Origin of the sequence: Dermacoccus sp. UBA1591, assembly GCF_002322065.1 — a bacterium.
GTDB lineage: Bacteria > Actinomycetota > Actinomycetes > Actinomycetales > Dermatophilaceae > Dermacoccus > Dermacoccus nishinomiyaensis.
In genome coordinates this window covers 7,851-29,382 of the sequence record NZ_DCNR01000116.1, presented here as the reverse complement: position 1 = coordinate 29,382, position 21,532 = coordinate 7,851, and the positions used below count along the sequence as shown (strand labels likewise).

General features: G+C 70.0%; 20 protein-coding genes. 12 read left to right on the top strand and 8 right to left on the bottom strand.

Annotated features, from left to right (window positions below):
* The first annotated feature begins 283 nt into the window (after positions 1-283).
* Positions 284-1,366, top strand: a complete 1,083-nt coding sequence (locus tag B2284_RS13420) for an FAD-dependent monooxygenase (protein WP_170957239.1) — start codon at positions 284-286, stop codon at positions 1,364-1,366.
* A 140-nt stretch (positions 1,367-1,506) separates the two neighbouring features.
* A complete protein-coding gene (locus tag B2284_RS13415) occupies positions 1,507-2,385 on the top strand; it encodes an NAD-dependent epimerase/dehydratase family protein (RefSeq protein ID WP_082740630.1) in 879 nt (292 codons plus the stop codon).
* Positions 2,386-2,483: 98 nt separating this feature from the next.
* On the opposite strand, the gene B2284_RS13410 is transcribed toward B2284_RS13415, so the two are convergent.
* Together B2284_RS13410 and B2284_RS13405 are read right to left on the bottom strand one after the other, a co-directional pair.
* Positions 2,484-2,780: a hypothetical protein gene (locus B2284_RS13410; RefSeq protein WP_136788622.1), complete on the bottom strand. Its 297-nt coding sequence runs from the start codon at positions 2,778-2,780 to the stop codon at positions 2,484-2,486.
* Between the two features lie 293 nt (positions 2,781-3,073).
* Positions 3,074-3,205 (bottom strand): hypothetical protein, encoded by a 132-nt coding sequence (locus B2284_RS13405; protein WP_255356529.1) that lies wholly within the window; start codon positions 3,203-3,205, stop codon positions 3,074-3,076.
* A 215-nt stretch (positions 3,206-3,420) separates the two neighbouring features.
* Between B2284_RS13405 and B2284_RS13400 the strand changes: the two genes are divergently transcribed.
* From B2284_RS13400 to B2284_RS13360, 9 genes are all read left to right on the top strand, one after another.
* Positions 3,421-3,978 (top strand): hypothetical protein, encoded by a 558-nt coding sequence (locus tag B2284_RS13400; RefSeq protein WP_136788623.1) that lies wholly within the window; start codon positions 3,421-3,423, stop codon positions 3,976-3,978.
* A 336-nt stretch (positions 3,979-4,314) separates the two neighbouring features.
* A complete protein-coding gene (locus B2284_RS13395) occupies positions 4,315-4,995 on the top strand; it encodes a copper chaperone PCu(A)C (protein WP_136788624.1) in 681 nt (226 codons plus the stop codon).
* Positions 4,996-5,021: 26 nt separating this feature from the next.
* Entirely contained in the window at positions 5,022-5,609 is a 588-nt protein-coding gene (locus tag B2284_RS13390) for a copper resistance CopC family protein (protein WP_136788625.1), read from the top strand.
* Between the two features lie 386 nt (positions 5,610-5,995).
* Complete coding sequence (locus B2284_RS13385) at positions 5,996-7,078, top strand: Dyp-type peroxidase (RefSeq protein WP_170957240.1); 1,083 nt, start codon at positions 5,996-5,998, stop codon at positions 7,076-7,078.
* Positions 7,079-7,297: 219 nt separating this feature from the next.
* Positions 7,298-9,043: a pyruvate dehydrogenase gene (locus tag B2284_RS13380; RefSeq protein WP_136788670.1), complete on the top strand. Its 1,746-nt coding sequence runs from the start codon at positions 7,298-7,300 to the stop codon at positions 9,041-9,043.
* A 259-nt stretch (positions 9,044-9,302) separates the two neighbouring features.
* Positions 9,303-10,625, top strand: a complete 1,323-nt coding sequence (locus B2284_RS13375) for an ABC transporter permease (RefSeq protein WP_136788627.1) — start codon at positions 9,303-9,305, stop codon at positions 10,623-10,625.
* Between the two features lie 116 nt (positions 10,626-10,741).
* Entirely contained in the window at positions 10,742-11,263 is a 522-nt protein-coding gene (locus tag B2284_RS13370) for a 2'-5' RNA ligase family protein (RefSeq protein ID WP_136788628.1), read from the top strand.
* 189 nt (positions 11,264-11,452) lie between these two features.
* Entirely contained in the window at positions 11,453-12,445 is a 993-nt protein-coding gene (locus B2284_RS13365; protein ID WP_136788629.1) for a 5,10-methylenetetrahydrofolate reductase, read from the top strand.
* Positions 12,446-12,718: 273 nt separating this feature from the next.
* Positions 12,719-14,008, top strand: a complete 1,290-nt coding sequence (locus tag B2284_RS13360) for a lipase family protein (RefSeq protein WP_136788630.1) — start codon at positions 12,719-12,721, stop codon at positions 14,006-14,008.
* Between the two features lie 277 nt (positions 14,009-14,285).
* Here the strand turns inward: B2284_RS13360 and B2284_RS13355 are convergent, their stop codons facing one another.
* From B2284_RS13355 to B2284_RS13345, 3 genes are all read right to left on the bottom strand, one after another.
* Complete coding sequence (locus tag B2284_RS13355; protein WP_074046410.1) at positions 14,286-14,672, bottom strand: hypothetical protein; 387 nt, start codon at positions 14,670-14,672, stop codon at positions 14,286-14,288.
* 160 nt (positions 14,673-14,832) lie between these two features.
* Entirely contained in the window at positions 14,833-14,994 is a 162-nt protein-coding gene (locus B2284_RS13350; RefSeq protein WP_006945173.1) for a hypothetical protein, read from the bottom strand.
* 14 nt (positions 14,995-15,008) lie between these two features.
* Complete coding sequence (locus B2284_RS13345) at positions 15,009-16,382, bottom strand: threonine/serine exporter family protein (protein ID WP_205747131.1); 1,374 nt, start codon at positions 16,380-16,382, stop codon at positions 15,009-15,011.
* A gap of 254 nt (positions 16,383-16,636) precedes the next feature.
* On the opposite strand from B2284_RS13345, the gene B2284_RS13340 reads away from it, so the two are divergent.
* On the top strand, positions 16,637-18,946 hold the full coding sequence (locus tag B2284_RS13340) for a hypothetical protein (protein ID WP_131941884.1): 2,310 nt from the start codon (positions 16,637-16,639) through the stop codon (positions 18,944-18,946).
* A gap of 64 nt (positions 18,947-19,010) precedes the next feature.
* Here the strand turns inward: B2284_RS13340 and B2284_RS13335 are convergent, their stop codons facing one another.
* The 3 genes from B2284_RS13335 to B2284_RS13325 all read right to left on the bottom strand — a co-directional run bounded on the left by B2284_RS13335 (position 19,011) and on the right by B2284_RS13325 (position 21,514).
* A complete protein-coding gene (locus B2284_RS13335; protein ID WP_083607367.1) occupies positions 19,011-19,970 on the bottom strand; it encodes a glycosyltransferase family 2 protein in 960 nt (319 codons plus the stop codon).
* Between the two features lie 169 nt (positions 19,971-20,139).
* On the bottom strand, positions 20,140-20,955 hold the full coding sequence (locus tag B2284_RS13330) for an FAD:protein FMN transferase (protein ID WP_074046421.1): 816 nt from the start codon (positions 20,953-20,955) through the stop codon (positions 20,140-20,142).
* Positions 20,956-20,995: 40 nt separating this feature from the next.
* Complete coding sequence (locus tag B2284_RS13325; RefSeq protein ID WP_074040838.1) at positions 20,996-21,514, bottom strand: FMN-binding protein; 519 nt, start codon at positions 21,512-21,514, stop codon at positions 20,996-20,998.
* Between the last annotated feature and the right edge of the window lie 18 nt (positions 21,515-21,532).

Genomic DNA, 21,532 nt, shown 5'->3' with positions numbered 1-21,532 from the left:
GAGTTGGAGCTGGCGTCGCCGGAGGCGGAGGACGTCGCGCTCGCGGCTGCGCCGGAGGCGGCGCTCGTCGCGGAGGAGGCGGAGTTGGACGAGTCCGAGCCGCACGCCGTGAGAGCGGTGAGCGACAGGGCCGCGACGGTGGCGGTGGTGGTGCGAGTGAAACGCATCGGTGTTCCTTTCGGCGGGGATGTCGTAGGGGCAGACGCATGGAGAATCTATGGGTTGCGTCCAGGTGGGTGTGATCCCCGTCCCTCGACACGTGCCGGGTCCTACGCTGGGAGACATGGTGGTTCGTCGCGTGGCCGTCGTCGGCGGTGGAGTCGCAGGACTGACGTTGGCCGCGGCGCTCGACCCGGCGCGTTTCGACGTCACCGTCCATGAGGCGCAACCCGATCGTCGGACGGGCGCGGCCCTCGGGTTGTGGCCTGACGCTCTGCGCGCGCTTGCAGAGCTGGGGGTGCAGCTCGGCGGCGGTCACGGTGTGAGCGGCGCTGCGCCCGGTAGGGCCCGCGGAGTCGGTGTGTCATCTGGAGTCGGAGTGGTTCGCAGGTGCGAGCGAGTCGACCTGCACACGATGACGGGGCGACGGCTGTTGCGGGCCCCCGCGCCGCCCGTCGCGCAGGTTCGGCGTGAGGATCTCATGGTGGCGTTGCGGGCGGTGGCGCCCGCGCCCGTCGCGCATCGCGTCGACGATCCTCGCGAACTGGACGCCGACGTCGTCGTCGGTGCTGACGGCGTGCGCTCGCGGGTGAGGGGCATCGTCGACCCTCGGCGTGCCGAACGACGTGCGACGCCCTGGGTGACGTTGCGCGGCATCGCGCCCGCGCTCGAGGGTCTCGACGGAGCGAACCCGCTTGCACGCGAGTTCTGGGGTGCGGGAAAGCTTTTCGGCGACGCTCCGGTGAGCGGTGGCAGGTATTGGTTCACCGCGCACGCGATGGCGTCGGCGCAGGGCGAGACGCCCGATCACGGGGTCGGCGTGATGCGTGGGGCGTACGCGCCGGAGCAGCTCGACGTCATGGCGGTCGTCGACGAGGCGAGACGACGTTTCGCGGGTGCGGCACCCACTGTCCGGGCAGCGCTGGCCGCAGCCGACGACACGACCGTCGCAGCGCGGTTGTGGGTCGCCCCGCCGATGCGTCGCTATGTGCAGGGCCGCTTCGTCGTCATCGGTGACGCGGCGCACGGGTCGCTGCCGAACCTCGCGCGTGGCGCGAGCGACGCCATCATCGACGCAGTGACGCTCGCCCGGGTGATGAACGCCGACGGCGGCCTGGGCCGCTGGCAGCTTCGGCGATGGCCGGTGACGCAGGCGGCGCGGCTGGGCGCGTCGGCCGTCATGGCCGTCGCGACGGGCTGGGGATAGCCCCTCCCCTCCTGCGCCCAAGTGCACCCGGGTGCACTTGGGCGCAGGAGGTGTTTGAGTTGGGCCACTCATCTGCGTCCCGATGTGCCCGGGTGCACTTGCACGCAGATCGTCGGGGCCGAGACGGGCAGGATGGGGGCATGGCTACTTCTCTCTTGTTCGGCGCCGGCGATCTGGGCACGCAGATCGGGTTCGACCTGGCGCGCGCGGGCGATGACGTCGTCGCGCTGCGGCGTCACGCCCATCGCGTGTCCGAGCCGCTGACGGGCGTCTCCTGCGACCTCGGCGCGGGCGTCGACGCGGTGCGCGCGGCGCTCGAACCGTTGACGGAGCGCGGCGGCTGGGCGCGTGGGCCGCAACGCGTCGTCGTCTGCCTCACGCCCGACGCGCGCGACGAGGAGGCCTATCGGGCGACGTTCGTCGAGGCCACGGGTACTGCGCTCGCGGCGATCGCCGCGCTGGGTTGGGCGCCCGAGCGGGCCCTGTTCGTGTCGTCGACGGCGGTCTGCGCGTCCGGCGGTCTCGTCGACGAGAACACGCCGCCCTCTCCGCAGACGCCGACGGCCCGTGTGCTCGCCGAGGCCGAACAGCTTTTTCTCGCAGCGCTTCCTGCGTCGACGCGGGGCATCGTCGTGCGCCCGAGCGGCATCTACGGGCCGGGTCGCGAATGGTTCGTCAACCGGGTGAGCGAGGGCGACGTCGGCGATCCGTCACGGACGACGCATCGCGTGCATCGTGACGATCTGGCGCGCGCGGTCACGCACCTGCTGACGATGACGGCGGAGCCCGACGCGCTGTATCTCGTCACCGATGACGCGCCCGCGTCGGCGGGTGAGGTTGCCACGTACCTGGCCGAACGCCTGGATGCCGACGCCGACCCGTCGTGGCGCGGGGAGTGGAGTGCGAGCCGTCGACTCGACAACTCGCGACTGCGGCGCACGGGGTTCGCGTTCGACTTCCCGACGTATCGCGAGGGCTACGCCGCCGTGCTGGACGGCGACGGCGTGCGTCATTCGTGACTCGCGCGACGCGTCATGCCTGAGTCATCGGCGCAGGGCGTCATCCTGACGCGGTCGGCGGCGACACGAGAGAAGCGGTGCGGCTGTGAGCGACGCCGTCAGCGGCGTGTGGCGCCGATGATCGGCGAGTGGCTCCGGGGGGCTGCGGCGCTCCGTCGGCGGACAAGAGCCATGACGTGCCCGGCGCCGAGGAAGGTGATGCCGATGACGCTGAGCACGACGAGCGCGTAGGAGATGATCCGGTTGCACACGCCGATCTGAGTCGGCGCGCCCCAGGCGTACCAGTGCCCGGTTTCGGCGTAGATGTACGTCTTGTACGCGAGAGCCCACAGGACGAAGGGGCGCTGAAGAGGGCGCCTGCCGCGATGATGGACGCGCCCACGTGACGCAACCACCGATCGACGCCTGGTGTGAAGGACGCCATGCTGACCATCTCCTGTGTCGTAGCTCACGTAAAGGTAGCGCGTCTTTCGGATGAACAGCTTCACCCTTTGGGTCATTTTTTCCCTTAGGGCCGGTAGGTTGGGGCGGACAAGGGGCTGTTTTTCGGCATGACGCGGCATGCTGCCTCGGTTCGAAGAGCTGCCGGGGAAGGCTGGCGGGCGACGGCCGCAGACGACGATGGCGGGCGGTGGGGGGTGCGCCCTTCGTCAGGTACGCGCCGCCGGGCCGGTGGGCGGAAGAGGGGTCAGCGTGCCACGTCGAACACCGCGAGGTTGATGCCGTTGGCGACCTGTTGGCTCTCGACGAGCGTCAGGCGCGTCTTGATGCCGTCATCGGCGAACAGCCGCTTGCCGCCGCTAGCGGCGATGACGGCCATGTCGCGGGTGCGCCATACCTCGTTCGCATCTGCCCAGCATGGAAATGGGCATCGTCGAGAGGTGTGGCCGAAGCGAAGACTTGTGCACGCTTCACGCCCGAGGGGGCACGCATCTGGGGTGGGCGGTGAGCATGCCCGCACGCCGAGGACGCGGTGTACCCGGCCTCACCGCGTGGCTGGGCGGGCGCGCTGGGTGCTGCTCGTAGACTGACTGGGTGGAGCTCGGGCAGAAACAGCAGGTGCGCTGGGTGCGCAGCCTGCTCGTCGCTGCCCTGACGGCGTGCTCGGCGGGCGCCGCGCACGTCGCCGGTGGCGGGCATCGCGCACCGGTGCTGCTCCTCATCAGCCTGACGGTCATCGGCACGCCGATCATGCACGCGGTGAGCACGCGACGCTGGAGTTTCGCGCAGCTCGTCGGCGTCATGGCCGTCGCGCAGCTCGCGCTGCACGCGGCGATGTCGACGCTCATGCCCGCCTCCATGACGATGCCGCACCACGCGAGCGCCGCCGACGTCAGCGCCGACGGCACGAGCGCGACGATGGCCGCGAGCCACATCGGCATGACATGGCTGTTCGCCGCGCTCCTCGCGTACGGCGAGAAGGCGCTCGCCTGGACGATCCGCGTCCTCGTGCCGCAGATTCAGCTCGCGCCGTTCGGTGAATTTGCGACGGCCTGCACGGTGTTCGACGACATTCGTGCGCCCCGCCTGGTGACGCTTCACGCCCCGCGAGCCAGCCGCGCCCCACCGGTGAGTTTCGTTCTCTCGCACTGATCCTCGGGATCTTCTCCCTCTCTCACGGGTCTGGCCATCAGGGCTGTCGACATGTGCCTCTCGGCTGTCGACCGAGCCTCCGCATCGTGCCGGTGCGGTGCGCCCTGGTGTCAGGGGGCCTGACGAGCGCAGGACGGCATGAGCAGCCCGTGGCCGCGCGCCACGTCGGCGTCACCCCGTCGCGCCCCGAGCGGCCCGGGCGCCCCGAGCGTCCTGCGTTTTCCGCAGCCGTGAAATCGCCGCAGCGTTCGTCGCATCCATCGGCGACGCCACCGATTCCCCTGGCCGTGAGAGCCGCCGCGACGCCACGTCGCACCCAGAACGAAAGACCTCACCATGAACATCACCATCACGCCCGCCACCCGCCGCACCCGCCGCCTGACGGCCGTCGCCCTTCTGACGCTCGCCGCGCCGGCAGCGCTCACCGCCTGCTCGTCGGACGATTCGGGCACCTCGGGCGACTCCAAGAGCGCCGCATCGTCGGCGTCAGCCACGTCGAGCGCCGACGCCACGATGGCGTCGCGCATCACGCCGTCAGACACCTGGGCGAAGGCCGCCGATTCGGGCATGAGCGCCGCGTTCGGCACGCTGAAGAACACCGGGACGATGCCCATCGTCATCACCGGCGCTCGCGGTGACGCCGGGCCGGTGCAGTTGCACGTCACGCAGAAGACCGCGACGGGCATGGAGATGAAGGAGACGAAGTCCTTCACCGTGCCCGCCGGCGGCTCGCTCGAACTCAAGCCGGGCAGCAGCCACCTCATGTTCATGAATCTCTCGCACGCGCTCAAGGCAGGCGAGACGCAGAAGCTCACCGTGACGTTCGATGACGGCTCGCACACCGACGTCAGCTTCCCCGTACGCGCCTATGACGGTGCGAAGGAGAAGTACGCGGGCTCCGGCCATGCGCAGCACTCGTCGGAGGCGAGCCACTCCGGCGACGCCCACTCGAGCGGCATGGGTTCGCAGTCGGCCGGCTCGACCATGCCCGGCATGTCGACCACCCCCTCCCACTGACCCTGACGGCCCGAAAGGCTCCCACGATGAAGAAGACCTATGCCGCCCTCGCGCTCGCCACGACGATCGCGTTCGCGCCCGCCGCATCAGCCCACGACGAACTGACCGGCACGACGCCGAAGAACGGCGCGACGGTGACGAGCGCGCCGTCATCGCTCGAGCTGGCGTTCGCCGAGAAGCCGCTCGCCGTCGGCAACCAGATCTCCGTCAAGGCACCGGACGGATCGACGTCGAAGGCCACGCCGAAGGTGGACGGCAGCACCGTCAGCGCCCCGTTCGCGGGCCACGGTGACGGCGCGTACACCGTGACGTGGCGCGTCGTCTCCAGCGACGGTCACCCCATCAGCGGGTCGTACACGTTCACGCTGAAGGGCGGCACTGCAAGCACTGCGGCGCCGTCGACGGCAGCGTCGTCCTCGGGCGGCGCCGCGTCGCCGTCACCGCGCGCGACGGCCACGACGACGTTCGACTCGCCCGCTCCGTCGCCCGCGGCGGAGGCGCACCAGGACGCTGACGGCAGCGCCGCGTGGAGCGTCATCGCCGCCGTGGCGGGTGTCGTCGTGGTCGTCGGCATCGGAGTTGCGCTCATGGCGCGGCGCCGTCGCGGCCAGTGAGCCTTCGCCGTCAGCGTCGTGACGATGCGCGGGGTGCCTCGACAGAGGTGCCCCGCGCAGGCCGCGGTCAGGACGAGGAGGGTTCAGGTGATGGTCCGTCACGCGTGGATCCGCAGTGCCCAGCCGGCCCAGCGGCGGCGACGGCCGGGATGGCGCGCGAAGGTGGACGAAAATCGCAGAAGGGGACAGGAATCGCCGACGGGGGCAGGGCCTCGCGGCGAGGAGTGATCGCCGGGTCGTTCGCGAGCCTCGGTGCCGTTGCGCTCGCGGCGTGCGATCGCGCGGGGTCGGGCGCGTCGGCGTCAGGGGCTGGGCCAGGTTCCGGGGCGGTAGGTTCGGGATCCTCGAGTGCCTCGGCACCTCAGGGCGCGCGTGCCAGCGCGTCGATGCATCCGGCGCGCTGGCACGTGCCGGGCGGTGCGCCGCGTCAGTCGGGTGTGACGACGCAGCCCGGCACGCACGCGCACTGGCTCGGCCTCGACCTCGCGGGCGATGCGACGAAGGACGACCTGCGTCGTGCGCTCGTCGTCGTCGATGACACCGCGTCGCGCTTCGTCGCGGGGTCGACGCCGCTGCCCGACGTCGCGCATGAACTCGCGTTCGATGCCGGCGGCGTCGCGATCGCCGTCGGCCTCGGGCTGCGCGTGTTCACGCTGCGCGGCATGCGGGCGAAGGCTCCGTCGTGGCTCGCGCCGATCCCCACGATGCCGATCGATCGGTTCGAGAAGCCGTGGGATCAGACGGATCTCGTCATCCAGATCGACGCGGCCAACCCGATCGGGGTGAGTCACGCGGCGACGCAACTCGTCAGTGCGCTCAAGGGCATCGCGACACCGCGCTGGCAGCAGCGCGGTTTCCACGCCGGCGCGCGCCCGAGCGATGCAGGTGTCACGCGCAACCTGTTCGGCCAGCTCGACGGGCAGGAACAGTCGAACGTCGACGGCAACGAGGCCGACCGCGTGTGGAACGCCGCCACCACCGACGCGCCGTGGATGGAGGGCGTCACCGGCATGGTGATCCGCCGTATCCGCATGGACGTCGACGTGTGGCAGACGCTTGATCGCACCTCTCAGGAAAACGCGATCGGCAGGCGGCTGACGAACGGCGCCCCGCTGACGGGCGCGTCACCGCACGACCCGATCGACTTGGAGAAGACCGACGAGCTCGGCCTCAGCGTCGTCAACCCGGCGGCGCACGTGCCGCGGGCGCGGCCGGCGAAGACGGGGGAGCGCATCCTGCGCCGCCCCTATAACTACGAGGACGCGCGCGCCGACGGCACGAGCGACCGCGGGTTGATCTTCGTCGCGTTCTGCGCTGACGTGGCCGCGCAGTTCGTGCCGATCCAGCGCCGCCTCGCCGAGGCCGACCTCCTCAACACCTGGACGACGCCCATAGGCTCCGGTGTGTACCTGCTGCCGAGCGCCCCGCGTCCGGGGAGATACCTGGGCCAGAACATCGTCGAGGCGTGACGCGCTGCGTGTACCTTGTCGGCCGGGTGTCTGCGAATGCTCTTTCGTCACGTCGACAGGTGCCGCAAGGTGTCGAAGATCGCCGAATGACGGGGTTGTCGGTGGCGGATGCCAGAGTTCACATCGCAAACTCGTTGACGGGATCTGCCGCGCGTAGTTGACTGCAATCAAAACGTGTTCACGAACGAGGCGGCAGGTGCCGCCGGAGGAGTCAGCTCGATGAAGCTCGCCGATCAGATCGTCTCCCAGCTCCAGGCCGCCGGCGTGCGCCGCATCTACGGCATCGTCGGAGACAGCCTCAACCCCATCGTCGACGCCGTGCGCCGCACCGGCGGCAGCGCGAAGGGCGGCATCGACTGGATCCACGTGCGCCACGAGGAGGTCGCCGCCTTCGCCGCCTCCGCCGATGCGCAGGTGACGGGCGAACTCGCCGTCTGCGCGGGCTCCTGCGGCCCGGGCAACCTGCACCTCATCAACGGCCTCTACGACGCGAACCGCTCCGGCGCGCCCGTGCTCGCCATCGCGAGCCACATCCCGAGCGCGCAGATCGGTCAGGACTACTTCCAGGAGACGCACCCCGACCGTCTCTTCACCGAGTGCAGCGTCTACTCCGAGCTCATCTCGACGCCCGTGCAGAGCCCCCGCGTCGTGCAGGCGGCGATCCAGCACGCCGTCACGCTCAAGGGTGTCTCCGTCATCACGCTGCCCGGTGACATCGCCGACGAGCCCGCCACCTCCGACGTGACGCCCGTCGCCCTGCCCGAGCCGGGCGTGCTCGTGCCGCCGTCCGGAGTCGTCGAGAAGCTTGCCGTCGAGATCAACGCGGCGGAGAAGGTCGCCATCTTCGCCGGCGCCGGTGCCGCCGGGGCACACGACGAGCTCATGCGGCTCGCGAGCAAGGCCAAGGCGCCCGTCGGGCACTCGCTGCGCGGTAAGGACTTCGTGCAGTACGACAACCCGTTCGACGTCGGCATGACGGGCCTGCTCGGCTACGGCGCCGCCGCCGAGGGTATCGAGGACGCCGACCTCATGATCATGGTCGGCACCGACTTCCCGTACGACCAGTTCCTGCCCGACACGCGCACCGTGCAGATCGATGCGCGCGCCGAGGTGCTCGGCCGCCGCACGGCCGTCGACCTGCCGATCCAGGGCGACGTCAAGGCGACTCTCGACTCCGTGCTGCCGCTCGTCGAGGAGAAGAAGAACTCGAAGTTCCTCGACAAGACGCTCAAGAAGCACGAGAAGCTCATGGACAAGGCGGTGGGCGCCTACACCCGCAAGGTGGAGAAGCACACCCCCATCCACCCCGAGTACGCCGCGTCGCTGCTCAACGAGGCCCTCGCGGACGACGCGATCGTCACGGCCGACACGGGCATGTGCAACGTGTGGTCCGCGCGCTACATCCAGCCGACGGGCCGCAGCCGCCTCATCGGCTCGATGCTGCACGGCTCGATGGCCAACGCGCTGCCACAGGCCATCGGCGCCCAGTTCGCGCATCCCGACCGCCAGGTCGTCGCGATGTGCGGTGACGGCGGCCTGTCGATGCTCATGGGCGACATGCTGACGGCACGCGCCTACGACCTGCCGCTGACGCTCGCCGTGTTCAACAACTCGACGCTCGGCATGGTCAAGCTCGAGATGCTCGTCGACAAGCTGCCCGACTTCGGCGTCGACGTGCCCGAGGTCAACTACGCCGCCATCGCTCAGGCGATGGGGTGGCACGCCATCCGCGTCGAGAACCCGAAGGACCTCGAGAAGGCGTACGCCGAGGCGCTCTCTCACAAGGGCCCGAGCCTCGTCGACATCGTCACCGACCCGATGGCACTGTCGATCCCGCCGAAGATCACGAGCGACCAGGTGTTCGGGTTCGCGACGGCCATGTCGCGCATCGTGCTCAACGGCGGTGCCGGCGAAGCCGTCGCGATGGGCCGCTCCAACCTGCGCAACATCCCGCGTAGCTGGTGACGGCGCTCCTCGCCGCCGGCTGAGGCGGGCGGCGAGGCCGGGGGACGAGAGTGGTCGCGTTCTGTTGTGGCGCGCCGCACGGCGTGAGTGCCAGACGAAATCTGTCTGGGTCTGCGATTTCCTCCGAGCGGCACTACAGGTGTAGTGTCGCTGGATGGGGCCTGGGGAAGTACGGTTGAACCACAGCCCGGCAGCTCGCCGCGACGCGAGCGGCCGGCCCCCACGAAACCGCCCGCATCCCGTCCTTCGGAGGAAGCCCATGGCGCAGCGTCTCGACGAGTCTGCTCCTGCACAGACCACCGCTCGCGAGCAGATCCGTCAGTTCGCCCCCCGCCTCATCGTGCTCGCGCTCATGTGCGTGCTCGTGCAGGGCCTCATGGGGCTGTCGTACATGGGTGCCTTCGGCAAGCCGGAGGCGAAGAAGGCACCGTTCATCGTCGTCAGCCACACCGAGGGCAACGCCGGCTACATCGCGAACAAGCTCAACGCCATCGACGGTCAGCCCGTGCTCGCGACGATCAGCACCGACGAGAAGGCCGCCATCGAGCAGGTGAAGAAGGACAGGGCCGTCGGCGTCTACGTCTTCAACCCGAGCAAGACGGAGAAGAACCCGAAGGACACGCTCTACTACGCCTCGGCTCAAGGCGCCTCGCGCGCTCAGGTGGCGCAGACCGTTGCGACGAAGACGTCACAGAACGCGAAGCGCGGCCTCGTCACGCATGACGTCGTCAAGGCTGCGCCCGACGACGCCCGCGGAACCGCCGCGTTCTATCTCGTCCTCGCCTGGATGGTCGGCGCCTACCTGCTTCCCGCGTCGATGACGACCGTCGTCGGCAACCGCTCGCACACCGCCATCGGGGCGCGCATGCGTCTGCTGCTGTTCGCCGCGTACGCGGTGCTCTCGGGCATCGTCGGCACCCTGGTGGCGCAGCACATGCTCGACGCGCTGCCCGGCCCGTTCTGGAAGATGTCCGCCATGGGCATGGCGCTCGTCTTCGCCGTCAGCACGTTCACGTTCGGCCTGACGTCGGCATTCGGTTCGCTCGGCGTGGGCCTCGCGATCCTGCTGTTCGTCATCCTCGGCAACCCCTCCGCCGGCGGTGCGTTCGCCTATGACGTGCTGCCCGAGCCGTGGCGCTCGGTCGGCCCGTACCTGCCGAACGGCGCGGGGGTCGACGCCGTGCGCTCGATCGCCTATTTCGGCGGCGTCGACCTCACCCGCCCCCTGTGGGTCGTGGCGGTCTGGGGCGTCATCGGCCTGTGGATCCTGTTCATGATCGGCAACAACACGTACCGCTTCGCCCCGGGCGGCGTCGACGCGAGTGACGACGACGGCGTCGGCGCCGTCGGCGAGTTCGTCGAGCATCAACTCGGCCACCACCCGCCGCACAGGCAGGAGGGCGGGCGGGGGCCCGGCTACGAGCGCGAGCCGCGGGAGCGGGCGTCTGAGACCGCCTCGAACGATGACGTCGACGGCCGCGGCGACGCCGGCGACCGCACCGCGGAGCTTCCCCTGCGGCGCGACCGCCGCGAGCGTCACGACACCGCCGACCATCCCGGCGACGGCGACGCGCCGGCCTGACCGTCGCCGATCACAGGCCTGACGCGGCCCTGAGCGTCGCATCGAAACCACCTCTGGGGCTCAACCGGGCACCTAGGGGTGGTTTCTTCATCCTCTGGCCTCGGTAGCGTCGCGTCATGGCCGATTGTGCGCTCGAGTTGAGCTTCGACGAGCGCAGCGCCACCGCCGTCGAGGATCAGTGGCGGGCGCTGCGATGCCTCGGCCTGCCGTCGCAACTCGACCACCGTGGCATGACGAACGCGCCGCACCTGTCGCTCGTCGTCGCATCTGCGATTCCCGACGACGTGGTCGCCCGCGCCCGTGGGTTCTTCGCCGCTGCGTTGCCGATCCGTCTCGACGTGCGCGGCCTCATCGCGTTCGGTGCGGGCTCACGGGTGACGCTCGCGCACCTCGCCGAGCCGCCCCGTGCCGTCGTCGATGAGGTGACGGCGCTGCGTCAGGCGTCACCGCTCGTCCGCCACCCGGTGTGGACGCCGCACGTGACGCTCGGTCGGCGCATCCCGCGCGATCGACTCGGGGAGGCCATGGCCGCCGTCGACGCCCGCGGTGGTGAGCCGGCGCCTGACGTCCTCGTTGCCGACCGTCTGCGGTGGTGGGATCCCGCGACCGCGACGATCGACGTCCTCGCCCGAGCCTGACGTTGCCCCCGGCCCCACGGAGCCCCCGCGGCACCCGTCAGAGCCGCCGGCATCGCCCGGAAACGCGTCATCCTCGACGCGTTTCCGGGCGATGATCCGCTGCTTTCGGTCCGCGGCCGACGGCTGCTCGTCTCACGGGTCGGCGCGCGAATCGAGGGTTCATGAGGTGCGGGCCTAGCCTCGATCGTCATGAGCGCCCATGCCGAACGCACCTTCGCCGACCTCGTCACCGACGAACGTGAACTGCTGCTGTTCGCCATGACGCCCCCACGCGCGACGACGAGTGCCGAACGTGCGCAGGAGATCGCTGACGCGACCCTCACGCGTCTCGACGGCCTCGACGTCGACGCGCTCATCCTCTACGACCTCGACGACGAGTCGGATCGCACCGACGACGACCGACCGTTCCCCTACCTCGAGACGATGGACCCGGCCGACTTCCTCTCCGGCCCGCTCGCCGGGTGGGGTGGTAACGCGATCGTCTACCGCTGCGTCGGCAAGTACGACGAGGCGCAGCTGCGCGACTTCCTCGCCTCACGCCGTCAGGGTGACGCGACCGTCTTCGTCGGCGCCAGTTCGTCCGGCAAGCCTGTGCGGACGAGCCTGCCGCGCGCCGTCGACCTCGCCGCCGAGCACGAGCACGTGACGCTCGGCGGGGTCGTCATCCCCGAACGCCACGCACGCACCAGCGCCGAGCACGAACGGCTGCTGCGCAAGCAGGATTCGGGTGCGGCGTTCTTCGTCAGCCAGGTCGTCTATGACACCGGTGAGGCGAAGAACACGATCAGCGACTACGCCTACGCCTGCGCCGAGCGGGGCATCCGACCGGCGCGCCTCATCTTCACGCTGTCGCTGTGCGGCTCGGAGAAGACCCTCGACTTCCTCGAATGGCTCGGCGTCGACGTGCCCCGCTGGGTCGGCAACGAACTGCGCCGCAGCCACGACACCCTCGAGGCGTCCTACGAGCACTGCCTCGCCGCCGCGCACGAACTCGCACGTTTCTGCCGCTACCTCGACGTGCCGTTCGGCTTCAACATCGAGAGCGTGTCGACGCGCCGCGTCGAGATCGACGCGACGGTGCAGCTCGCCCAAGACGTCGCCCGGGTGCTCGGACGCGGCGCCGGCGACGAAGCCGAGGTGCCGCCGCAGGAACGTCAACCGGAATCGGCGTTCGGCGCCTGACGGGGCCTGGCCGGGCGGCTCGGCGATCTGATCGCGCATGAAGGGGTTTCGGCTCTGCAACCGCACAACCAGCCGCGCCGGGGTGGGCTTTTCGGTTTGCCGGGCTTCCATTCGTGACGCGCGGCTCAGGATCCCGCACCTCGGTTACGCTCGCGTAACTTTTGGCACGTCATTCCCCAACCGTTCCCGAGAAAAGATACTGTGTGGTAGGTCACATCGCGTGGGCCGCTCCCTGCTGGTCCCCGGAAAACCCTGCCGCCCGAAGGAACCCCCATGCGCCGAAACCGTCTCGCCGCCGTCGCTCTCACGTTCGCCGCCACCTCCACCGCCTGCGTCACGACGATGGCTGCAGCGCCCGCCGCCCAGGCCGGCACCGCAACCTTCTACACCGCGCCCGCCAGCGTCCCGGCCACGCCCGGCACCCTCATCAAGAGTGAGCCGTTCTTCACCGGCCTCGGCGTCTACGGCAAGACGACGCGCATCATGTACTCGACACGCGACACGAACGACAAGCCGACCGCCGTCACCGGCGCCTACATCGAGCCGTGGGCGAAGTGGACGGGCCCGGGCCCGCGTCCCGTCGTCAGCTTCTCCGTCGGCACGATCGGCCAGGGCGACCAGTGCGCGCCGTCGAAGATGCTCGCCACCGCGCTCAACCTCGAGGTTCCCGGCTCGATCGGGCTCAACTACGAGACGACCGCGATGAACAACCTGCTGTCGAAGGGAGTCGCCGTCGTCGTCACCGACTACGTCGGCCTCGGCATGAACGACCGCGTCCACAGCTACATGAACCGCGCCGACCAGGCCCACGCTGTTCTCGACGCGGCGCGCGTCGCGAGCAAGGTGCCCGGCGCGAGCGTCAAGGCCGACTCCAAGGTCGCGACGTACGGCTACTCCCAGGGTGGCGGCGCTTCCGGCGCAGCCGTCGAGGCCGCGCCCACGTACGCGCCGGAGCTGAACGTCGCGGCCGCCTACGTCGGCGCGCCGCCCGCCGAGCTCAGCTCGGTGCTCTCCGGCGTCGACGGCAGCCCGATCGCCGGCGTCATCGGCTACATCATCAACGGCGCTGTCAGCGAATACCCGGGGCTGCAGAAGATCATCGACGACAACCTCAACGCCAACGGCAAGGCGATGCTCGCGAAGACGAGCGGGCAGTGCACCGCTGACACCGTCTTCGCGTTCGGTGGCAAGAAGACGGAGCAGTACACGAAGTCAGGCGAATCGCTCGCGCAGATCGTCGCGCGCGAACCGGCGCTCTCCGAATTCATCGACGCCCAGCGCCTCGGCCGTCTCAAGCCCACGGCCGCCGTGCGCGTGGCGACGGCGAACGCCGACGACCTCGTCACGCACAGCCAGGCCCGCCAGCTCGCCGTCGACTGGTGCGGCGAGGGTTCGAACGTCACGTACGCGCCGCTGAGCAACCCGAGCGCCGGCACCAAGGCGATCCTCAACCACGTCGGCCCGTTCATCACCGACCAGTCGGCTGCGCGTGACTGGGTCGTCGACCGTCTCGCCGGCAAGCCCGCGGCGTCGAACTGCGGTTCCATCGCCGGGATGCCGTGACACCCGGACGCCGTGCGATCTGACGCGTGATCGACGAACCGCCCGAGAATCCTCGTGATTCCGGGCGGTTCGTGCGTACCGGCCCGTCCGGCCTGCAGCCGGCCGCCGGGCAACGTGAGCAGCGGTTTGGCGGGGCCCGCCCTTTCCGTCGTGTCGGGGGCCGCATGGAGCGCGCATTGCAGGGTTGACGCTGCGGCGTGTTTCACGTGAAACACCGCAGCCCCCGTCTCGTCGACGGGGGCTGCGGTGTCGCGCTCGACCTTGGGGCCGAGACGCGTCAGTGCGTGCGGCGCTCGATCAGCGTTCGGTGGATGATCGAACCCGCGCCGATGCCGATGGCCAGCGCGGCGAAGAACGCACCCATGGCCGGGTACTTGAGGAAGATGACGGGCGAGAGGGCGACCAGCACGAGGCAGATCGCCGCCATGCCGGCCGGCGGCAGCTTGAGGAATGTCTTGTATGCCGCGAACCCGAGGACGTTGCCGAGCAGCCAGCCGGCGAGGGGGTCGATCAGCCAGCTCGGCTCGGGCAGCAGACCCTTCTCGGGCTGGAAGATCCACAGCAGCAGGATGAGCACGCCGAGGGCCGTGACGTCGATAGCGACCCAGGCGGCGGTCGGGAACGTGAAGTCGTCGTCGCGACGCTCCGTGGGTGAGGTGCTCATGCCAGACCTTTCAGCGTGGACTCTCGGCGAGGTCGACGGGCGTCGACGTCGAACGTCAGCGCGTCGGCAGACACGCGTTCCTTCATTTTCCCCGCAACGGCGCATCCGGCGCCACCGATTCGGTCAGATTGGTGCCGGATAGCCTGCCCTGGCAGGGCTGTCAGCCCCCGCGCCGCATCTGCATGACGATGAAGCACGTGACGCCGACGACGATCGCGAGCACGACGGCGAGGGAACCGCCCGACAGGCGCGCGAGTGCGATGCCCAGTGCGACACCGCACAGGGCGAGGAGAAAGGCGCGCAGGCGCGGGGACGACGTCATCGCTCCAGCGTAGATCAGGCGGGCGGGTTGGGACGGCGGCGGCGGCGGGTGCGTCGGATCGTGACGCGAAGCCCGCGCGCGGCGCTCGTGCCGAACACGAGCCCGAGAGCGATCCCGACGATGGCGCCGGAGGCATTCGTCGCCGTCTTCCACGACTCATGCGGGTCGATGGCGAGCTGAGTGACGCTGACGAGCCCCAGCGAGCCGGGCACGAGCAGCCAGAAACTCGGCAGGAACAACACCATGCGCGGCAGCGTCGGGCGGGCGAGCGCCATCACCCATGCGCTGAAGGCAGCGATGAAGGCGCCCGCGCACGCGCCGGCCCAGGCGGGGTAGGCGAGCCAGTTCTGGATCGACCACTGCGTCGCGTACGTCAGCGTCGTCACGGCGAGCACCCAGGGTGCGAGGCGCCGCGGCACCGACTCCATGAGGCAGATGCCGATCGTCACCGCCCCGAGGCCGATGAACCCGGCGAGCGGGCCCAGCTCGTCGACGCGGGTGTTGACGAAGGCGCTGCTCGGCGCGTGCGTCAGCAGGCTCGCGCCGGCGACGCCTGCGGCGAACATGACGAGTTGCGCCGTGCCGTGCGCGAGGCGCGCGGCGCCGCTGACCATGGCGCCGGCGACGAGTTCGCTGAGGCCCGTGACGATGAGGGCGCCCGGCAGCAGCACCGCGACGGGTGGCAGCATCGTGCGCAGCGGACTGGCGACGAGACCGGCGTCGAAGGCGGCGAACGCGGCGGCCGCGACGATGAACCCGGCGAACAGCGGCAGCAGTGCCGCCGGGACGAGACGACGGCCCGTCAGGCGGATCAGGGCGACGGTGACGGGGCTCGCCAGGGCCGCGAACAGCACGCTCGGCCAGGTCGGTTGGAGGATCCCGGCGATGCCCGCTGCGACGACGAAGCCGCCGAGGTACATGCCGACGACGGGAAAGCGGGCGCGTTGCCTCCTCAGGCCGCGCAGCGTGGCGAGGGCGTCCGCAGGCGTCAGCGACCCCATCTCCAGACCGTGCTGGATCGCGGCGACACGCGCCGTCTGATCGAGTCGCAACGAACCCTCGACGGACTCGAACGTCGCCGGCTCACCATGGCCGAGCCCCAGCGTCACGCCGTTCGGGTTGGCCTGCATCTGCACGCCGGGCAGCCCGATGGCGCGGGCGGCGCGCACGACGTCCTCCTCCGCCTCGTGCGCCCCCGCTCCGGCGGCCATGTGAGCAGCCGCGAGATAGACGAGCAACTGACGCGTCTGCGCGGGCGTCATGCGGTCGTCAGCGGGGGACGCGGCACCTTGCGCGCTCCTCGGCGCGGCCCCTTGCGAGACGCTCGGCGCGACGTCGCGCGCATGCGTCGTCTGCTGCGACGGGTCGGACGGGATGGGCGAGCTCACCCGGCGATCCTAGAGCCGCCGGAGGCACCGAGCGTCCGCGAAAGGCTCCTCGCCCCGTCGCTGCACCGTCGCATCGTCGCCGCGCCTGAGCGCTCGAGGCCGCATGGTCCGTACCCGACGGCGATTCTTGTCCACATCGGCGATTTTCGTCCCTCTTTGCTGCCAGTGCTTGTCTCGTTTACCGGGGGTGAAGGTGGACGAGAATCGCCGATGGGTACGGGCGCACCGGGGGATGAGCCACTAAACTCCGCTGGGTGCTCACACGTGCCCGTCGTGCGCCCGCTGTCGTGGGCCTACTGTTCATCTTCTTCGCACCCGTCGCGCTCGACGCCTCCTTCGGGGACGCCGTGCGCTATGCCGTCTGGACGTCCGCCTGGCTGCTCTGCGGCGCCGGCGTCGTCGCTGCCATGTCCCGACTGCGCGGGTCGCTGCGATGGAGCCTCGGTGCCGTCGTCGGCATCATGCTGCAACTCGTGAACTGGGCCGCGTGGCAAGCGATCTCACAGCCCGGCCTGACGGTCGTCGGCGGCGTGGTCGCCTTTGGCGTCGGTGCGGCGCTGCTCTGGCGTCACAGGGGCGATGCTGCAGGCGCCGTCACGGCGGACACGGCCCCGACGGCGGCGTCGATGAGCGCGCCCCCAGCGCGCACGGCCGGTGGAGCGACGCGCGTCGAGACGCCCGTCACGGGCTCCGTCGAGGATCTCGGCCGCACACCCGTCGCCTCGGCCTGGTTGTGGGTGGCGCTGACGGTGTGGCTCGGCCTCGCCTTCCTCGCGGATGCGGCGCACCAGAGCATGCCCCCGGGCACGAGCACGATGTATCAGGATCTGTACTGGCATCTCGGCCTCGTCGGGGAGCTCGAGCATGCGCTCGTGCCCATGGTGCCGCAGGCGAAATCGGGCCACCTCAACTACCACTGGCTCAGCGACGCATACATGGCCTCCGGCAGCCTCGGGTCGTTCGCCTCGACGCTGATGGTGGCGCTGCGGCTGTGGATGCTGCCGATCATCGGGCTGACGCTGGCGCTGACGCTCGTCGTGACGGCGCGTCTCAGCGGCTCGTGGGTCGCGGGCAACGTCGCGATGATCGTGCTCGCCGCCCCCGCGTCGGTGTCGTTCCTCGGTTGGGTCGGGGCCGGGCCCCACACGCCGTTCATCTGGGTGAGCCCGTCACAGGTCTTCGGTCTCGTCTTCACGCTGTGGGCGTTGTACCTCTTCGCCCCCATCCTGCGCGGCGAACGGGTACGGGGCGCGCAGCTCGCCCTCGCCGTCATCACCATGTTCGTCTGTGCGGGAGCGAAGTCGAGCATCCTGCCCGTCTTCGGAGCGGGCGCCGCGGTCGTCCTCGTCCTGTTCATCCGCAACCGTCGCGTGCGCCGCGGAGCACTGACGGTGGGTGTGCTGTGTGCGGTGGGCATCGTCATGGCCCTCCCGCTGTTCGCCGGCGGTTCCGCAGGTTCCGAGGTGCGCCTGCTGTCGAGCGTGCGGCGCGCGAGCGCATACCGTGACTACCTCCACCTGCCACGCCCCACTGGCCACGGCTCGATGATTCCGCCGCACATCGCGACGCCCAGCGTCTTCGTCATCGTTCTCGGGGTGCTCGCCGTGATGCTCCTCGGGTACGCGTACGCGGCGACGTCCGTGGCCCTCGGATCGACGTGGCGTCGCGACCCGGTTCCGCTGTTCCTGCTCGGCTCGTTCGCCGGTTCGCTCGCGGCGTTCCAGCTCATCGACCACACAGGCCTGTCTCAGGGCTACTTTCCGCTCGGTGCGTTGCCGCTGCTCGCGACGCTGACCGGCTGGGGGTTCGCCGCGGCTTGGGCTCGGGCGGAGCACCCGCGACGCTGGGGCGTCACCGCCATCGGGCTCGCGTTGGGCGGCCTGGTCGTGTGGATCAGCCGCGCGGTCACGGGCAAGCACGTGCCCGCTCCTCACGCCATCCCGGGGGGCATCATCTGGCCGACGCTCGTGATGGCGGTGCTCGTCGTCGCGCTCGTCGTGCTGATGCGTCGCAGGGCCCTGTGGGGCGCGGCGGTGCTGCTCGGTCTCGGTGTCGTCCAGGCGGGCGTCGCGACGGCGGACGCGACGCACGAACAGTTCGACGCGCCTCGCGGCCGTGTCGCGTCGTACTCCGTGTTGCCGGCGGAATCGTCCGCAGCCTTCTGGTTGCGCGATCACTCAGGAGCCCACGATCTCGTGGCCACGAACGTCCACTGCCGCGGCGTGGTGTCGACGCTGAACTGCGACCGTCGAGCGTTCTGGGTGAGCGGTTTCAGCGAACGTCGGATGCTCGTCGAGTCATGGGGATACATGGATGCGCCGCAGAAGGCCGCAGGGGAGCACGGCCTGCGGGCGACCCAGCAGCCGTACCCGAATCGCGCCCTCTACATGACGAACGAGAACGTCTTCCACGCGCCCACCGCCGCCGGTGTCGCGGCGCTGCAGAAGCAGGGCGTGCGGTGGTTGTTCGGCGACGCGCGGGCGAGCAAGGTCTCGCCGGAACTGGCAAAGTACGCGACGCCCGTTCACACGTCCGGGCCCGTCACGATCTATCGCCTGCGGTGATCCGCCTCGCGGGTGCCCTAGGTCGCTGGGCGGGCGGCCGCGCTGAGCGGCCGCCCGCGATGACTCACAGGGTGGGGTCGCCGACGCGGCTCTCGGGCGTCTCGAGGCTGTCGTACGCGATGTAGTGGGTCGGGCGAGCCTGCATCGCCACGTACAAACGCCCGACGTACTCGCCGAGGATTCCGAGGCACAACAGCTGGAATGCCCCGAAGCCACAGATCGCGACCATGGTGGAAGCCCAGCCGGTGATCGAGTGGCCCGTCAGTTTGGAGATGAGCGCGAACACCAGAACCAGGAAGGCGGTGACGAACCCCAGACCGGCGAACCACGTCGCCAGCCGGAGTGGGGCGTTGGAGATGCCTGTGATGCTGTCGAACGTCAGCTTCAGCATCTTCGACAGCGGATACTTCGACTCGCCTGCGGCGCGGGCCTCACGCTTGTAGCCGACCTCGGCGCTCGGGAAACCGAGGTGCGGGACGGCGAGGCGCAGCACGCGGTTCTGCTCGGGCAGCGCGAGGACGGCGTCGACCGTTTCTCGGCTCATGAGGCGGAAGTCGGCTGCGTTCATCGCGCCACCCGCCCCGAGCTTGCCCATCACCTTGTAGAAGCCCTCGGCCGTGGTGCGTTTGAACGCCGTGTCCGTCGTGCGGTCGGTGCGCACGCCGTAGACGACGTCGACGTGCTCGCGCTTCGCGACGTCGAGCATCTCGGCGATGACCTCCGGGGGATCCTGGAGGTCGGCGTCGATCGTCACCATCCAGGAGCCGAGGGAGCGCGCAAGGCCGGCGCTCATGGCGGCCTGGTGGCCTGCGTTCGCGCGCAAACGCACGACACGAATCTGCGGCCACTCGCGGCGCAGTCGCTGCAGGATGGTGGGGGTGTCGTCAGATGATCCGTCGTCGACGCACACGACCTCGTACGAGGTATTCATGCCGTCGAGGACGGGGCGCAGACGCTCGGCGAACAGGGGCAGCACGTCCTGCTCGTTGAACATGGGGACGACGACGGACAATTCAGGGTTCACCGCCCCAGAATACGTGGCGGTACCGCGGATGCAGCGGACATGCCGGCCGGAGGGTCGGACCGCGCCCGCGCCGGCTCACGCCTCCTGGCGGGGTCCGTTCGCGGCCGGGCCGGCGGCGGTCTCGGATCTGCATGCCGGCCGCGCCTCGAGACCCGTGGGAGGCAGCGTGTCAGGCCTGCAGGTGCGCGACGCGGTAGCTGGCGGCCATGCGACTGAAGGCGAGGGCGTCGGGGTCGAGGAAGCAGGCGGTGGCCCACACGTCGGCCCAGATTGGATCCGGCCCGACGACGGTGACGCTCGCACACTCGCCCCCGTGCCCCATCGGCGATTCCTGTCCTCCTCTGCGATTTTCGTCCACATTCGTCCTCGGGTCGACGATGTGGGCGCCGCGCTGCGCGGTACCTGATGTCGCCAGCGCGCCCTGCGTCAGCTCGAGCGTCGCGACGACGCCCGCCGCGTCGCGTGGGTCGCTGATGCCGACGCGCCACACACGTTCGATGCTTGCACTCGCGCCCGCCCCCGCGTCGCACGTCAGGTCACCGCCGGCGTTGAGGCAGAACACGATTCCGGGGACGGCGCGCAGGACGTCGGCGGCGCGCTCGACGGCGAAACCCTTGACGAGGCCCGTCGGGTCGTACCCGCGGCTGCCGTCGGGCCCGACGAGGTCGGTCGTGAACAGGCCATTCGTGACGGTCGCGGCTTCCTCGCACAACGCGCGAACGTCTGCGTACCAGGGGTCCGCCTCGGTCTCGTCGAGCTCGCCGCGGCGAATACGCATGAGGTCGCTGTCGGCGCGGTAGGTCGAGAACACGTCGTCGGCGCGGTGCAGGGCGGCGAAGGCGCGGTGGGCTGTGTCGGCCAGTTCGTCTGTGCGTGAGCCGAACTCGTCGTGTGCGACGCGAATATGGAGCGAGACGGCCATGCCCATCGTGTGTTCGACGAACGCTCGGGTGCGCCACGTCGGTTCCGGGGTGGTGGGCGTCATGATCTCTTCTCGCGTCGAAGCCGTCGTTGTCATCGCGGGCTCAGATGTGGGCCTGGTCGAGCGCCGACTGCAGGCTCTGGATGTAGCCCGTCGAGGTGTACGTCGCGCCGGAGACCATGTCGATCGAGCTCGTCGTCGTGCCCGTCGCCTCGGAGTTGAGCGTCGGGATGGCCACGGAGTTGATCTCCTGATCGCGCGAGTTCTCGCTCGGGTAGACGATGGCCTCCGACGAGGTGACCTTTCCGTTCGCGACGGTGATGCGCACCTGCACCGGCCCCCAACGCGTATCGACGCTCGTGCCCGTGTAGGTCGCGGACTTCGCCGAGCCGGACGTGGAAGCCGAGGCCGCGGGCGTCGAACCCGAACCGGTGCCGGACCCCGACGTCGTCGTCTGCGTCGATCCCGCTTCGCTCTGGCCCGTCGTGGTGTTCTGCTGCATCGCAACGGTGTTCGACGCCCCAGCCCCGCCGGCTGCGACTGCCTCGGTCGACGTGCGGTAGCTGAACAGCAGCACGAGCAGCGTCAGCGTGCTCATGGCCCACCAGGTGATGCGTTTCATGATCGTCCTCGCTCAGTA

Coding starts and splice junctions, on each gene's coding strand:
- B2284_RS13420 (WP_170957239.1), top strand. CDS start 284: ATGGTGGTTCGTCGCGTGGCCGTCGTCGGCGGTGGAGTCGCAGGACTG.
- B2284_RS13415 (WP_082740630.1), top strand. CDS start 1,507: ATGGCTACTTCTCTCTTGTTCGGCGCCGGCGATCTGGGCACGCAGATC.
- B2284_RS13405 (WP_255356529.1), bottom strand. CDS start 3,205: ATGGCCGTCATCGCCGCTAGCGGCGGCAAGCGGCTGTTCGCCGATGAC.
- B2284_RS13395 (WP_136788624.1), top strand. CDS start 4,315: ATGAACATCACCATCACGCCCGCCACCCGCCGCACCCGCCGCCTGACG.
- B2284_RS13390 (WP_136788625.1), top strand. CDS start 5,022: ATGAAGAAGACCTATGCCGCCCTCGCGCTCGCCACGACGATCGCGTTC.
- B2284_RS13385 (WP_170957240.1), top strand. CDS start 5,996: ATGCATCCGGCGCGCTGGCACGTGCCGGGCGGTGCGCCGCGTCAGTCG.
- B2284_RS13380 (WP_136788670.1), top strand. CDS start 7,298: ATGAAGCTCGCCGATCAGATCGTCTCCCAGCTCCAGGCCGCCGGCGTG.
- B2284_RS13375 (WP_136788627.1), top strand. CDS start 9,303: ATGGCGCAGCGTCTCGACGAGTCTGCTCCTGCACAGACCACCGCTCGC.
- B2284_RS13370 (WP_136788628.1), top strand. CDS start 10,742: ATGGCCGATTGTGCGCTCGAGTTGAGCTTCGACGAGCGCAGCGCCACC.
- B2284_RS13365 (WP_136788629.1), top strand. CDS start 11,453: ATGAGCGCCCATGCCGAACGCACCTTCGCCGACCTCGTCACCGACGAA.
- B2284_RS13360 (WP_136788630.1), top strand. CDS start 12,719: ATGCGCCGAAACCGTCTCGCCGCCGTCGCTCTCACGTTCGCCGCCACC.
- B2284_RS13355 (WP_074046410.1), bottom strand. CDS start 14,672: ATGAGCACCTCACCCACGGAGCGTCGCGACGACGACTTCACGTTCCCG.
- B2284_RS13350 (WP_006945173.1), bottom strand. CDS start 14,994: ATGACGTCGTCCCCGCGCCTGCGCGCCTTTCTCCTCGCCCTGTGCGGT.
- B2284_RS13330 (WP_074046421.1), bottom strand. CDS start 20,955: ATGACGCCCACCACCCCGGAACCGACGTGGCGCACCCGAGCGTTCGTC.
- B2284_RS13325 (WP_074040838.1), bottom strand. CDS start 21,514: ATGAAACGCATCACCTGGTGGGCCATGAGCACGCTGACGCTGCTCGTG.